This window comes from Streptomyces sp. NPDC041814 (assembly GCF_055590565.1).
On record NZ_JBVJAM010000020.1, the window covers coordinates 77829 to 91713 of the forward strand.

Genomic DNA, 13885 nt, shown 5'->3' on the forward strand with positions numbered 1-13885 from the left:
CGGCCGCTTAGCAACCGATGTTCCCGGCGGTAGCTCAGGTCACCGGTTGTCGACTTCGGCGCCCTGCCAGCTCTCCCGCAGATACTCATAGACGGCTTGTTCGGGCACACGGAAGGAACGGCCGACGCGGATGGCCGGGAGGTGTCCGCTGTGGACCAGGCGGTAGACCGTAATCTTGGAGACACTCATGATGTTGGCGACTTCGGCCACCGTCAGGAAGACGACCTCATGCAGCGGGTGCTCCGACCTTTGTTGGGAAGCAGGAAGCGCTGGCGCGGCGGCGGACGGCTCGCGGGGCGCCCTTGAAGGAGCCAGTGGGTTCTGATCCGACGTCTCGCGACGGGCTCGCTCATGCAGGGCGGCCAGCCGGGCGCGGGCGGCGTTCTCGTCTGTCCACATTTCAGAGACGGCCGTGGCCGTGCCGTACAGGTGGCGCTCGATGCTCATCGTTCACCTCCACTGACGTCTGCAACAAGGGTTTTCAGGGTGTCGCGCCCCAGGCGCAAACAGGTCTTCACCGTGTTCACAGACACTCCCATGACGGTCGCGATCTCGTCGTTGGGTAAGTCGAGTTGCCAGCGCAGTGCCATCGCCGTGCGTTGCCGGCCGGGCAGTTTGCGCATCGCCTCAAGAAGGACGAGCTCCCTCTCTCGTAACCCTACGTCGTTTGGCCCTTCACTCTGCGGCAGTTCGCCGGGGTCAGTACTCAGGCCATGCCGTTGCCGAGAGGCATGGACGCGCTGCAGTCGCTGGCCGGCCACCTTGAACAGCCACGCCTGCGGCTTATCCAGGTGGTTGACGAAGTCCCAGTAGGTGTGTGCGGCCAGCATTGTCTCCTGGGCCGCATCGTCGATTACCGAATGATCCCCCTCAAGCCACAGCAAATAGCGTCTTACCTGCGGTTCCCAACGCAGGAAGAACTGGTCGTAGTCATCTGCGTCTGCCCTCAGTGAGCCTGCACGGGCCATGAGCTGCCCCCTTCTGCCGCCCGGGTCAACGCGTCCGACTAGGGGTACCAGCGCGTTCGCCAATGACCGTCCGCCGTCCGTGGACGACATCTTCCACCTGAACTCGGCGGTCCGGCAGCCTACGCAGCAACACCGAGAGGGTGGCGCGCCGCTCGCGCTCCATTCCGCTGGCGGTCCGGCCCCGGGCCAGTTCGTGGAGCACGTCCCACAGGCCCGCGCCGTTCTTTCGGGGCCGCAAGACCAGCCCAAGCAGGACGATCACCACTGAACCGCCCGCCACGTTCAACAGCTCCGGCCCCACCAGTACTCCATCCGTGAACGGTCGGGACCTAGCGCCCCGACTCTGCCCACTACAGGCATCGCGGGACGGAAAAGGGTGAACACCTTCCCAGAAATTCAGTGTGGCGCTGGTCACGCTCCTTGCTCGCTGCTGTACCGGATGGCCGATGTGGAGGCCGTTGGTGAGTGGTCACCTTCGTAGCGAAACAGCCAGCGGCCCCGTGGGCCTTCTGCGGGGCCGCTGGCGAGAAAGAGGTCAGGACGCTTCGGTCTGCTCCTCCTGGTCGCGCTTGGCGGCCTTGGGGAGCTTCCCCGTCCGCCGCAGATAGGCGGCGTAGTGGGCGATCGCGGCATCGGTGATGTCCTGCGGGCCCATGCCGGTCTCCTCGCCGATCTCGGTGACTAGGTCGTCGGTCTCCAACAGGACGCGTACGTTCATCATCACCCGGGTCGGACCGGGCTTGCGACCGCGCCGGCGCTCCGGACGGCCGAGCTGCTTGCGGCTGTTCGGAGCGCCGGCCGCGCGCTTCTTCGGCGACCTCACGTCGCCGCCGACGGCGATGTCGTCATCGTCGTCCGGCAGCTCCGGGTTCTCTGCGGTACGGATGTCCGGGCTCACGGGAGCGGAATCTCCTTCAGGAAGGTCTGGGTGAGCAGTTCGTAGGTCGCGCGGATCTCCGAGACCCGGTCGCCCTTGAACTCCTCAAGGGAGACGGCGTTGTTGTTGGCGGTCGCCAGGGACTCGATGAACTTCACCTTCGGGTCCCACACCAGCGGGCCGAAGATGCTGTGGATCGAGTCGCGCTGCTCCCGCTGACGGATGGTGTCCTTGTACTTGTTGAGGATCACGCCCCGGATCTGCAGGTCCGGGTTGCTCAGGTGGGTGGCCGCCTTCTTCACGATGAGGTCGCGTGCTCGGATCGCACCCTCGACGGCGTAGACGTCGGCGTCGGTGACGACCACCGCGTCGTGCGCGGCCGCGAGAGCGAGCTGGGTGAGGTGGAGCAGGCTGGGAGGGCAGTCGATCAGCACGTAGTCGAATCCGTCGTCGGCGCCTTCCAGGGCCTGCTTCAGCCGGAGCCAGGCGCCACCGATCCCGGCCTCCGACATCCGGTTTTCCAGCGGGAGCCGCGCGGGGGCGATCTGGATCCGCTCGGCGTAGGTGCACTTCCAGCCAATCGGCTGGAAGACTGCGCGGGCACACCCCAGTGCCTCGTTGGGGTCCGTGTTGGCCTTGATGGCCTGGCTGATCGTCGGCTGCTTCAGCTGGGGGTCGTACCGCCAGCCGAGCATTCCGGAGCTGTTGCCCTGCGGGTCCATGTCGACAACGAGCACCCTCTTACCGGCTTTCGCCAGGCCCTCGGCAACGCGGACCGTGGTGCCGGATTTCCCGACGCCCCCCTTGTTGTTGAGCATGGCGACGCGGCGGGCCGTCGTCGGACGAGTCATCATCTGCAGTTCCTCCAATCCGCTCGCCCGACTCATCAGGCCAGCTCATAGGGCTCGGCATCGGGTGCGGCGGTGACCGTTCCCAGCGTCCGGCTCGTGCCGGGGCGCCCGCGTGCCAGCGAGCGTTACCGGTCATCATGACGGCGAAGGCGATCACTGCCGTGGCGGCCGCTCTCAACGGCTACGCACCGCGCGGCCAGGAGCGGCCCGAAGTGCCGGCGGAAGACGTCCTCGCCGCCCTCTCGCAGATCGACGAGGCCCGTCAGCGCCTGGACGCCATGGAGCTGAAGCTCATCCGCGCCGCGCGTGACCGCGGCAGCTCTTGGCAGAAGATCGCTGACGCGACGGGCCTGGGCACCCGGCAGTCCGCCGAGACCCGCGCCCTGCGCCTGGAACGCGGCGCCAAGAGCTACCACGGCCGCGACGTTGCCGCGCAACGCCTGGACAAGGCCCGCGACCGGGCCGAGGCGGCTTGGTGCGAGGAGAACGCCGACACGATCCGGGACGTCGCCGAACGGTTCTACGACACGTCCGGCGCGTGGAACCTGCAGAACCTCGACGGCGACGCCGACATCCGGGCCGCCGTTCACAGCATCGGGGAGCTGCTGGCCACCGACGGGAGCCGGGCGCGGCTCGCCGGCCTTCTGGCCGTTTCGCGCTTCCGCCTCGCCCCCCACGACGGCGAGGCGGTGAAGCCGACCGGTACGCGGGCTGCCGACGCCGCGCAGGCCCTGACCGACGTGAAGAAGCTGATCAGCGAGCGCTCCGCCGCCCGCTACCGGGTCACCTCCGCGCGCGACACGGCGGCGTCATGAGCGCCGAAGACAGGGTCGTTGACGTCGTCGACAGCAGGCTGACCGGCGCCGAACTGCTCGCCGTGGCGGCCGCCGAGGTGACGTCCTGGCCCTCGGTGTCCGCCTCCCGGGCCCGCCAGGTGAAGTGGGTGGCGAACGAGTACACCCGCGCCCTGGCCCACGCCGAGCACCCCCTCGCTGCCGACACCGCAGGCGTCCGCCAGGTCTTCACCGCCGACCCGGTCGACGCCTACCTGCGCCTGGCCCGTACCGGGCAGCTGCGCGTGCGTACGGCCGCCGACCCGGCCAAGGGCTCCGACCACTCCGAGCAGATCCGCCTGGAAGTCCTCAAGCTGCTGGTCACGGCATGCGGCGCCGAGTACTTCGCCGAGCTCCCGCCGCAGCCGGACCCGCCACGCAAGGCACCCGTCGCCAAGCGCCCCCGCTCCCTGCTGCGCTCCCAGCTCACCGAGCTCGCCGACTCCCTCGACGCGACCACCAGCCAGCTGCGGATGCTCGCGATCGGCGCGGTCGTCTCCGACACCGGCATCCGGGCGGGCGAGATGTGCGCCCGCACGATCGAGGACCTCTCCCCGACGCTGGAGGACCTGCGGGTGGTGCGTCGGCCGCAGGGCTGGAGCGAGGCGGAGGCGTTCACCGAGCTGCTCGCCCTGTCCGGCCTGTCGAGGGCGGCCCTCAAGAGGTGGTTACCGGAGCGGTTGCGGCTGCTGGAACGCATCGGCGGCACCGCGATCGCGCTGTGGGTCTCCCTGCACGGCAACCATCAGGACGGCCAGGCCGTCCCGGCCGGGACGCCGCTGATGCCCCGCGGCCTGGCCCGCGCCTGGACCCGCGCCGTCGTCGACACAAACATCGAGATGGCCGGCCAGCCGTCCTGGGAGCCGCTGCCCACGCGCATGGAGCAGCTGCGCCGGGGTGTGAAGCCGACCGCCGTGCAGGCCCCGGCAGTGCCGGACGCCGAGAAGGCTGCCGTCCTCCTGGACGACGTCGCCGCCCGCGGCCGTGACCTCACCGAGCTGCGCCAGGCGGGCGAGGAGAACTCCACCGCTGAGCTGCAGGCCCGTATCGCCGAGCGCCAGGCGGTGCGCGGCGCATGGGCGGAGGGCATCGAGCACACGATGCAGCTGTCCGTCCTCGCCGACGCGGGCCTGCCCGACACGGCCTCGCTCGCGGCCGCCGGCTGGGAGCTGGCACTGCTCGCCGCGATCGAGCGGGCCGGGGGCTGGGGCCGCCCCTCGCGGGCAGCGGAAGCGGGCACCTAGCCTCCTCAGCAGCATGTTGGCCCGGGGGAGGCTGTTTGCGCCGGGCTATTTGGCGAGTGAGGGCTGCCCTGAACTGGGCCGCTCCGAAAGGATGGGATCGCTGGCGTCCGCAGACCGCTAGCAGGCCAATGGCTAGTGTTTTAGCTAGCGGAATTACTCCGCTGATCAAGTAGCTGAAAGGTCTGTGGAGATCGAAGGGCGAGTCGGACTCCCAGACACCATGGAGCTTCCGTTCAACCCCAGCGTGAAGCGAAGGCTTGGCGTCACGGTCAGCTCCATGGAGCTCTTGCCCTTGCGATGCAGCTCATCCAGCACATAGTTCGGGATCACGAATCTCTCCTGCCGGCCGGGCAGAGTGAAGGCCGCTTCGGGGCGAATCATTCGCGTGGCTCCTTGAGCCTGCCGCACCGCCTGGGGCTTTGGACGCCGAAGGCCCGGGTAGAGAGCCGCGTACAGCTCTTGGAAATTGCGTACATGCGCTCGGCCGTTGCCTGTGAGCTGAGCTGCCTCAACCTCGTCGAACGTTTGCTGCCACACCAGGGAACGCGGCAGCCTCCGCAGAGTCTCGGGGGTCCCCAGCAGGGTGGAGAAGACCCACGCCCCCTCGGGGTGTAGGCCCGCGTCGTAGAGGTTCACCAAGACGTGCCAAGCATCGGATGGCTGAGCTGACCGATGAAACCCTTCGAGCAGTCGGGGGATCTTCTCGATCTCCTGCTCGTAGAGCTCATTCCACCGTTCTATCGCCGCCCACGCACGCTGTTGCCTCATTGGATCAGGGTCGAAGTCGGCGATGATCTTCTCCCGCTGCATCCGTACCGTCATCTGCCGCAACTCGCCGAGCAGGTGCGTCATGAGACGTCGTATCCGCTGCGGGGGACGCCCGTACAACGTCGAGAGCTGAGTAACGCAGGGGTCGTCGATGTCGGGCCCCTTCCAAGTACCGGGCTTGGACACGTAGCGGTTCGCCAAGGTTTCGGTGAGAACCGCTGTCAGTTGACGCCGGTCTTTCACAGCGGCGACGTTGTCGATGGCCCTTTGCAACGCGCGCTGCTGCACACCCAGGACCTGCGCCACGTCATCAAGGAACGCGGGGCGTCGGGCAGGGACGATCCCGTTCTGCTCGAACCTGCGGTAGGACTTCGGCGAGATGCAGAGCGCCTTCACAACCTCTTTGGCCGTGAGTCCGCTCGCGCGGCGGATGTCCGCCAGGTCCCAGTGCTGACGACGCCCTCTACGCATCAACATGTGGGGCACCACGTTCAGGGCCTCTGCAAGCTCACGAATCCGCTTCGGATCCGGCGTCTGGTGCCCGTTTTCGTAGGCCAGGATCTGTGACTTCGTCGTACCTACCCGTGCCGCGAGAGCCTTGGCCGTCAGGGACCCCGTGCTGGGCACTCCGTTGCCGTCTAGCTCGAGGTACCTGGTCCGGAACTCAAGGAGAGCAGATGGATCGAAGTCCGCCAGGCCACGCGCCATGGTCATCCCCTTCAACTACCGGTGGGGACCGGTTTAGAGGTACCGTTTGTTTCCACCAGTCGGTGACTCCGAAGCGTAACGGAAGGTTCGGGCCTGCTGAAAGACCTTTTTTAGTGGCCAAACAGCTAGCTGGACGCGGGTAAATGAGCGAAGTTGGAGCTCATCGAGCGCACGGTGGGGGAACACCTCTCCATGCGCCCTGCGCACAGAAGAGTGGCCCCACGCCCCCTTGGTTAGCTAGACCGTAGGTGGGGGCGCGAGGCCGGCGAATGGGAGCTTCGGCTCCGTACGGGCTCCCTGTTCCACCAGGGGGCCCGTCGCCGTTTACAGGTCCAGCAGGTGACGCAGCAGGGCGCTGAGCCCTTGAAGTGCCAACCAGCCGAGAGCCTGCTTCACGACCTTGCGGGTCCGACTCTCCCCGCACTTAGGCGGGGTTGCTTCCATCTCGCATCACCTCCCTCCCGGGGCGGTCGACCCCGATCGAGAAAGACGACCGAAGCTCCCAAAGGGAAAGGCGATAGACAGACTCTACCGGGTTGCGACTACAGCCAGGCGCCCTCCAGGGGCGGCACAACGCTCAACTCCGCAGAAAGTTACTTCGCCTGACGGGGGAGCAGATTCGGAACCTCTTCAACCGCTTCTCCTTTACCGGGAAGTAACACGGAAGAAGGGGACGACGGGATCCAATCCTCTTCGAATCCTCATCGTTCCAGCCCGGTTTGCCGTGTAATGCCAGGGGCCCCAGCTGGCCTGCCGTGCCCCAGTAGCCCCTCACGCCATAGAACGCGAAGCGTGACGCTTACCACACTCTGAGCGAGCAGTGGTCCCCATTCCTGTCAGGCCCATGAAGAACTCGCAGGGTCATGGGCGTCTTGAGTGCATCTGGCCTGAGTTGCACTCGCCGAACCGTCTGCCAACCTCGAACATCTTCACGGATTCCAAAGCGGCGAACGAGACCAAGTGGTCGAATGTCTCGATCGCGGCCACGCAAGGGCCATGCCCTTGCGGCCCTCCACGCCCGCGGGACGCAGGGCGCCGCTGCGTCCGCTTAGGGGCGCGGCGACCGCTCGTCGTCGCGGGGCGCCGCGGCTACGTCCTGCTGGCACAACCGGCGCAATCGCTCACTCGTAGCTCGGTGCTCCTCGAAGCGCTCGCGTCGTTTCTCCGTGAGGAAGAGCATCGGCAGCCCGACGTCCAGGAGGAAGTCGGGGCAGGGGCCGGTAAGCGGGAGCGGGTCGAAGATGGCCAGCAGGGCCCCGCGCTCGTTAACGAGCGGGACTCCGCTGGAGTAGCGGCTGTCTCCCACACTCCAGCCGACAGTCACGCGGGTGAGGAACATGGCGTGCGGCGTGGGCCTTGGCTCGTTCGATTCCGGGCAGTCGGGCGGAGTGCCGGGCCAGGGCCGCCCGGTCCGGGTCGGAGCGTGCCATACGTTCGGCGAACGCGGCCTCTTCCCGGGCGTACCCCCGCCGCTCGGCACGCTCCTGCTCCTCCTGCGCTACCCGCTGCTGCTTTTCCTCATCTCCCAGCTTCTTGGCCTCCGCCAGTACGCACTTGGGGTGGCCCCACACCAGCGTTACCGGCCGGACCACGTGACGGTTCGGCGTGCGTGGAGCGTGCGAGACGAACCGCGAGGTGAGGACTCTGCCGACGAACTCGGAGAGCGGCATGGACGGCTCGGGGTTCCAGTAGGCACCGGTGAACCGGGCCATGGGCTCGACGGCGACCAGGTCCTTGTCCTGCCGGGTCAGCCGCACCGAGGGAACGGCACCCGTGGTCAGAGGGGTTCCACCTTTCAGCCGCCTTTTCGGTCCCTACAGTTGCCCCATGAGCACTGAAGTCGGGCCCGGGATGGTCCGAGAGAGAATGATCGTTGAGTACCCGGTCGACACCCGCCTCTCGCAGTCGAATATCGCGCCGGGCGGCCGCAACGGCCTCCTGCGCGACGAAGGTAACCACCTCGTCGGCCACAGCGTGCTCTACTCGGCTGACGGCGACCTGCTTACCCGCGCCGAGGCCGAAGCCCTCGCGGACGACAGGGCCAGGCTCACGCAGGCCGAGGCGGAGGCCATGCTCAAGCTGGCCATGGCGGGCGCCGCCGCAGTGGGCATCGTGGTGACCGCTGCGGCGGTCAAGGCCGCCCCGTATGCCAGAAGGGGCTTCGAGAACCTCAAGTCAAAGCTGAATCGCAGTACACCGGAAATCGCTGCAGAGGCATCCGGAACCATCATTGAAGTCGATGGATCAGCTCTATGAGCAATCTTTTTCGCTAGCGAAAAAGATTGCTGAGATGGTGTCTATAAAGCTACTTATATGGGGGAGGGGTGTCAGCAGCCCGCTGACACCCCTCCCTTGCCCGTCGGGTGTTTGGATCACGGGCCAGCGCTGGAAGCCGCCGCACGATGGCGGTGACATCGAGGCTGTTGGCGCCCTGCAAAGTGACCTGTAGTGTGTTGGGTAAGTCGGTGACCGCGGGTCGCCGGAAGTGGAGCCAGGTGACCTGGGGCAGACCGGGAGCCTGGCTCGGCGCATTTCCGGGGCGCTTCAGCAGTCGGTGGGCACATCGAAGTCGAGCAGAGTTTCCCCGAGCAGCATGGTGTACCGCGGATCGCCCTTGCGCTGGGCGTGAACGGCTCCCGCGACGATGTCGGAGATCCAGAGCAGCGGCTCCGTATGACCGGGCACATGATCGGCACGGAACACGGCCCCCTTGGGCAGGACCGTTTGCCGGGCACGGGCGACCGTGCTGATGTCCTTTTTGTTGAGTGTGGTCTCGCGTGCCTCGATGAAGAGCCGGTCGACCTCGAACGCGTGCAGTTCGATGACGAGCGCAGTCAGCGACTTGCTCCGGGCCCGTTCCTGTCGCCGCTTGGGCACTGGTGTACCAACGGCCACCACGTGCAGGCCGTTCTGGGTGGCTACGAGCTCGGCGGCGTCGCGACGCTGCCGATGGTCCATCTCGGTCCAGTGGGACTTGCTGGTGTCCCGCTGTCCCTTCAGCGCCCGCATGGCCGCACGGACGTCGTCGGTGACGGCGGGGTCGATGATGGTGGCGGCGAGGATGTAGAAGCCGTTCTCGCTGTTCTCGTGGAAGGACTCGTCCAGCCAGGCTGGCTTCTGTCCGCCTTCGGTGTGGGGTCCCCCCTGGGTCTGGTTGATCAGGTCACCCCTTGTTCCGGGAAGGGCTCGCGGCGCTCTTCTTCGCGGTTGTGGACTTCGTGGTGGCCGGCGCGGCCTTGCGGGCCTTGCGGGGCCTGGCGATCGCGGTCCGCTGGTAGAGGTACGTCACGGTGACGCCGGCCGGGGTGAGCGGAGCCTTCTTGAAGACCTTGATGCGCTCCACGAGACCGAGGTCGAGGAGCTTCTTCAGCCCGCGTTCGTGAGTGTCCGCCGACCAGCCGTACCACTCGGGCGCCTTCTCGGCAGGGAAGGCGGACCACGCCTTCTCCCGGGCGATGACCAAGAGCAGAGCGAGGGCCGGCAGGTCCAAGCTCTCGTCGTACCCCTTCGTCCAGAACGTGGTCGGGATCTGCAGAAAGCGGTCCTCCTCGGTTTTCCCGTCAGGGCGGTCGTACGCCCTGCCGCTGCCGTCCTCCCGCAGCAGGGTGACCGTGATCATGGCGCCCGCGCGGCTGCACTTGATCAGGTTCCGAACCTCCAGCCGGCGCAGCGCCCGCCAGGCGCCAGTTCGGGCGGACTGATCGGTCGCGGTCGCCTGGATGTCCATCAGCCGTGCCCACACCGCACTGTCGTGCCTCGTGGACCAGCCGGAGACACCGTTGCTGCACGCGGCCACGATCATCAGGTACGCCTTCAGGCCCCGGAGGTCTCTGCCCGTCACGAAGTCCTTGAGTGGGCCGTGGCGGCTCGCGGCCCCCTTGGGGGCCTGGACGAACACCTTGCGCAAGGGCACGTTGGACCGGATCGAGCGCTCAAGAACCTGCGCCCGGGTGTCCCTGCCGGTCGCCTTGTGTTCCTTCATGTCCTGCTCGGTGTGCGATGTCCTCTTCATGGCCCTGAAGATAGCCATCCCAGCGCACCCAAACCAAACGATTCAGCCCTACCGGAGGTGCACGCCCCAGCGGGTACATGAAAGGGCCAATTGAAAGATCAACCTGACAGTCCCAGGTGAAAGTTCAACTGGGATGACCAAATGACATGGGCTCCGGGACCCCTCAGCTCTGCAACCTGCACATGCTGCACGGGGCCTCACCGCACGATGGCGTGTCACGCCGACCATCTCGCTTCTGCGCAAAACCGGCTGAGGGCAGGCCCACGACCTGCGGTGCCGCCGCTTCAGGCCCAGGCCGAAGCCACCCGCCGGTGCCCAGCGCTGATACTGGCGGCCCAGGCAGAGCCGCGCCTCGGGGAGAGGCGCGAAGAAGGGGGACGAGTGGGCGGCGAGTTGATCACTGCGATAGTCGCCGTGGTCGTGAGCGTGGTGGGCATCGTCTACACGTCGTCGCAGACGAAGACGGCGAAGGATGCTGCCAAGGCCGCGCGGGAGCAGGTGGAGCTGATGCGGCGGCAGATCGAGGGGGAGGAGAAGGACCGCTTCGAGAACAGGGGACCTGTCTTCTCCGTGGAGCGCGCCTACACCGACGAGTCGGACGTGAATGTGCCTCGCGCTCTGGTGAAGATCGAGCAGGCGTCCGGTCCGCGGCTCGCCTCCGTGGCGGTCAGCGCGACGGGGGACGGAGTCGAGGGGATGCGGGGCGCGTACGACCCCGATTTGGCCTGGGACTACCGTCGCGAGCCGTCGATCGACCTGGGGACGTCGAGTCCCGGTGCACTGCACGATGTGTATGTGGAACTTGACTACCACACGCGCGAGACGGACGTGCACCTGACGCTCGTATGCGCCGACGAAGCAGGTGCACGCTGGGTGCGTTCACTGGGCACGCGGGTGGAGCCAGAGCCCGAGCCACCGCGGGGGCGAGGTCGGCGTTTCCGGGGTTGAGACGTGTGGTTCTCTCGGGGGCGCCTCTTCCCAGGGCGCCCCCGCGGTTGCAAGTCCGGTCACATTGTCGTGTCCGGTTCCTCCGCCCGACGGACGGGCCCGCACCGGGCCTCGGCCTCCTCGATGAGCCTGTTGGCGAGGCTGAGGTCGCCCAGTTCGACCGCGAGCACGGCGCGCATGAACACGGTGAGCGGGACGGCGCCGGTACGCACCTCGAAGCAGCGCAGCACCCCGTCCGAGAACGCGGGGTGGTGGCGGCAACCTGCGGCGACGCAGTAGCCCTCGACGGCCAGAGCGAGGCGCCGGTAGACGGCGTCCTTCTCCTCAGTGCACTGAGCGGGACAGCCGAGGTGGTCCAGCGTGATCCGCAGGTGGGCGGCCTTCTCCTCCGCCTTCCGGATGGTCAGCCGCCCGCCGCCGGGCGTGATGTAGCGGCCGGAGGCGGGCACCAGGGCGTACGGGTGGATCAGCGGCAGCTTCACCTCCGTCCCGTGCAGGACGGGCAGTCCGTCGTACTCGATATACGGGCCGGCGATGCCGCGGTCCTCGGTCATGCGCTCCTCGTCTCCCCCGCCTCGTCGGCGGGCTCGTGGTCCTCGTCCTCGTCGTCCTGGTGGCCGTCGGCGGGCCAGACGCCGAACGGTCCGGCCAGGCCAGGGCCGGCAGCGCCGAGCTGGGCGGCGCCGCCCTTGGTGCGGTGGTCCCGGATCACGGGCGGGGGGCCGGGGCGGTCTGGGGAGTCGTAGCGGGTACGTTCCGCAGCAGTGCGGCGGTCATCGCCAGGAGCGTCTCCGCCTCGGCCCGGTCGTAGAGGAAGTCCTTGGTGACCGGGTCGTTGTGCATGGCGCCGGACGTCTGGCTGTAGAGGGCTTCCTGGATGCGCCACCAGCGCTCGGACTGGTGGCACTGGTTGGCGAGCTTCTTCGACCCGGGCCTGTCCCAGTCCACGTGGTGCTGGATCCACTCCAGCGCCCGCCGGACTTCCAGGATCGACGCCCGGATCTCCCCGGTGGTCAGCAGCCGCTGCGCTTCCCGGAGCAGCCGGCCGACCTCGGCGCGCTGCGGGTCGCCGAGCGGGTAGGGCACGGCCATCTCGAAGGCCGCGGACGGCCCGAGCTGCGCGATCTGCTGCTCCCAGGTGCTCTTGGCCAGGGTGATGCTCTCCGTGGTCTGGGCGCACCCTGGGTATCCGGCCGCCTGCGGCAGGGTGGCGTTCAGGTCGATCTCGAACCGCACGTCACCGTTGCGGGCTTCCTCGATCGCGTGGACCTGCAGCGATGTCAGCGGGAACACCAGGTTCACCCGGTGGACCGTCACGACGGGGGTGTACGCGAGGTTCGCCGTGATCCGGCCGAGCCGGGATCGCTGCGCCGGCGCTGCGCCGAAGCCGAACAGCTCCGCCTCCAGGGCGAGGATCTTCCCTGCCTCCGCGAACGGCGACACCCCGACGGCGAGCTGCACGCTCAGCTCGTGGCCGCCCAGCGCGGGGCGCAGCCATGTCTGGGCACTGTCGACCGCCGTGGTGAACCGAATGTCGTCGAAGCGGAGTTCCTGCATGGCTCCCCCAAGAGCGTGAATGAACCGCTGATTCTGCCGGGCCGGACCGCCAGTCATCGCCGGTTTCTGAGGTCGACCGCCGGTCTGATCGTGCCGGGCCGCTCAGCTCGTCGGCCGCCAGCGCCCGAAGCCGTCTGCGGCCGCTGGAGCGGCGAACGGGCCCCGCCCCTCCCCGGCGGCCTCCGGCGGACGATCGCCCGGCACACAGCGGCCCAGGCCGCCTCCCGGCCCCCACGCCGCCGACCATCGGTGCGCCGTCCGCCCACCGCCTCCACTCTCGGGTGGACCCACGGCCTGAGGGAGGCCCGAGAAGGCCCCTGTGCGCCCCGGAGAGCGCCGATCGCGAGCCAGTGACCCTCTTCCACCCCCGACCCGCGAACGACCGTCAGGCGGCGATTTGCGGACGCCGCTCCCCGCCTCTCTCAGTCGCCGCGCGGAGCGCGTCCGCTCCATGGGTTGACCTGCACGTATCACTCAGGCCAGCCCCCACAGCGCGGGGCCCGTCACTACGCTGGCCACGACGATGCGGTCAGCCCGGCACCGGCCCTCATCCGAAGGGGTGACGGGCCCCGCGTCCTCTCCTCGAACCCCTAACAGGCCCTCCTGAGAGGGGGTGGTGATTGGCTCGGGATGCTACACAGCACATCGGTGATGCATAATGCAATGCATGTAATGCATGTACAGGGGATGCACGGGTATCGTGGTAGCGGTTCGGTGTTCTATCGGGGGGAGTTTCAAGCCATCTCCCACTTGCGGGGGAGGTGCTTCCGGATGCGGGTGGAGCGCAGCGGAATCCGCACCTGTTGCCTGGTGGCTGGCACTCGGGCCGGGGTGATGGGGTGTCACGGTTCCGGGGGTGGCCGTGTTCTCGGGATGCTACACAGACCTGCGGTGATACACCGTCATCGTGTAGCCAGCTGTTCCGGCGGAGCCGGAACCGGGTGGGGGAGCGAAGCGGACCCGCCCCGCTGTTCGGGGTGGAGCGGAGCGGAGGCCCGTGGATTGGAGCGAAGCGGAAATCCGAAAGCCGCGAAGCGGCTTTCCATCGCTTCGGCCGGGTTGCGAAGCAACCCGGTTCGCTTTCCCATCGCGCAGCGATGGGGTACCCGCTCCGCGGGG

15 protein-coding genes are annotated in these 13885 nt (G+C 67.7%); 4 read left to right on the forward strand and 11 right to left on the reverse strand.

Annotation, left to right across the window (positions count from 1 at the left end; translation table 11 throughout):
* Nucleotides 1-39: 39 nt before the first annotated feature.
* The 4 genes from ACZ6C6_RS34235 to ACZ6C6_RS34250 all read right to left on the reverse strand — a co-directional run bounded on the left by ACZ6C6_RS34235 (nt 40) and on the right by ACZ6C6_RS34250 (nt 2699).
* Entirely contained in the window at nt 40-234 is a 195-nt protein-coding gene (locus ACZ6C6_RS34235) for a helix-turn-helix domain-containing protein (protein ID WP_365686575.1), read from the reverse strand.
* A 209-nt stretch (nt 235-443) separates the two neighbouring features.
* Nucleotides 444-968, reverse strand: coding sequence for an RNA polymerase sigma factor (locus tag ACZ6C6_RS34240; protein ID WP_365686485.1), 525 nt, complete (start codon nt 966-968; stop codon nt 444-446).
* Between the two features lie 535 nt (nt 969-1503).
* Complete coding sequence (locus ACZ6C6_RS34245; protein ID WP_365686484.1) at nt 1504-1866, reverse strand: hypothetical protein; 363 nt, start codon at nt 1864-1866, stop codon at nt 1504-1506.
* A complete protein-coding gene (locus tag ACZ6C6_RS34250; protein ID WP_365686483.1) occupies nt 1863-2699 on the reverse strand; it encodes a ParA family protein in 837 nt (278 codons plus the stop codon). Before ACZ6C6_RS34250 ends, ACZ6C6_RS34245 begins: the two co-directional genes overlap by 4 nt.
* A gap of 134 nt (nt 2700-2833) precedes the next feature.
* Here ACZ6C6_RS34250 and ACZ6C6_RS34255 point away from each other — a divergent pair, with 134 nt between their 5' ends.
* Both ACZ6C6_RS34255 and ACZ6C6_RS34260 read left to right on the forward strand, forming a co-directional pair.
* Nucleotides 2834-3511 (forward strand): hypothetical protein, encoded by a 678-nt coding sequence (locus ACZ6C6_RS34255; RefSeq protein WP_469208675.1) that lies wholly within the window; start codon nt 2834-2836, stop codon nt 3509-3511.
* Nucleotides 3508-4773, forward strand: a complete 1266-nt coding sequence (locus tag ACZ6C6_RS34260; protein WP_365686481.1) for a hypothetical protein — start codon at nt 3508-3510, stop codon at nt 4771-4773. The genes ACZ6C6_RS34255 and ACZ6C6_RS34260 overlap by 4 nt, the downstream gene beginning before the upstream one ends.
* Nucleotides 4774-4938: 165 nt before the next feature.
* On the opposite strand, the gene ACZ6C6_RS34265 is transcribed toward ACZ6C6_RS34260, so the two are convergent.
* Both ACZ6C6_RS34265 and ACZ6C6_RS34270 read right to left on the reverse strand, forming a co-directional pair.
* Complete coding sequence (locus tag ACZ6C6_RS34265) at nt 4939-6249, reverse strand: helix-turn-helix domain-containing protein (RefSeq protein ID WP_365686480.1); 1311 nt, start codon at nt 6247-6249, stop codon at nt 4939-4941.
* A 1048-nt stretch (nt 6250-7297) separates the two neighbouring features.
* Entirely contained in the window at nt 7298-7573 is a 276-nt protein-coding gene (locus ACZ6C6_RS34270; RefSeq protein WP_365686479.1) for a hypothetical protein, read from the reverse strand.
* Nucleotides 7574-8076: 503 nt separating this feature from the next.
* On the opposite strand from ACZ6C6_RS34270, the gene ACZ6C6_RS34275 reads away from it, so the two are divergent.
* Entirely contained in the window at nt 8077-8505 is a 429-nt protein-coding gene (locus ACZ6C6_RS34275) for a hypothetical protein (protein ID WP_365686478.1), read from the forward strand.
* A gap of 288 nt (nt 8506-8793) precedes the next feature.
* On the opposite strand, the gene ACZ6C6_RS34280 is transcribed toward ACZ6C6_RS34275, so the two are convergent.
* Complete coding sequence (locus ACZ6C6_RS34280) at nt 8794-9258, reverse strand: hypothetical protein (protein ID WP_365686476.1); 465 nt, start codon at nt 9256-9258, stop codon at nt 8794-8796.
* 154 nt (nt 9259-9412) lie between these two features.
* Complete coding sequence (locus ACZ6C6_RS34285) at nt 9413-10261, reverse strand: hypothetical protein (RefSeq protein WP_365686474.1); 849 nt, start codon at nt 10259-10261, stop codon at nt 9413-9415.
* A gap of 381 nt (nt 10262-10642) precedes the next feature.
* Here ACZ6C6_RS34285 and ACZ6C6_RS34290 point away from each other — a divergent pair, with 381 nt between their 5' ends.
* Complete coding sequence (locus tag ACZ6C6_RS34290; RefSeq protein WP_365686472.1) at nt 10643-11209, forward strand: hypothetical protein; 567 nt, start codon at nt 10643-10645, stop codon at nt 11207-11209.
* 59 nt (nt 11210-11268) lie between these two features.
* Here ACZ6C6_RS34290 and ACZ6C6_RS34295 read toward each other — a convergent pair whose 3' ends face one another.
* From ACZ6C6_RS34295 to ACZ6C6_RS34305, 3 genes are read right to left on the reverse strand one after another with little or no spacing between them, the layout of a single operon-like run.
* Entirely contained in the window at nt 11269-11763 is a 495-nt protein-coding gene (locus ACZ6C6_RS34295; RefSeq protein WP_365686469.1) for a DUF6420 family protein, read from the reverse strand.
* The gene (locus tag ACZ6C6_RS34300; protein ID WP_365686468.1) at nt 11760-11921 is read right to left on the reverse strand and encodes a hypothetical protein; all 162 of its coding nucleotides are present in this window, start codon (nt 11919-11921) and stop codon (nt 11760-11762) included. Before ACZ6C6_RS34300 ends, ACZ6C6_RS34295 begins: the two co-directional genes overlap by 4 nt.
* The gene (locus ACZ6C6_RS34305) at nt 11918-12766 is read right to left on the reverse strand and encodes a hypothetical protein (RefSeq protein WP_365686466.1); all 849 of its coding nucleotides are present in this window, start codon (nt 12764-12766) and stop codon (nt 11918-11920) included. The genes ACZ6C6_RS34300 and ACZ6C6_RS34305 overlap by 4 nt, the downstream gene beginning before the upstream one ends.
* Nucleotides 12767-13885 lie beyond the last annotated feature (1119 nt).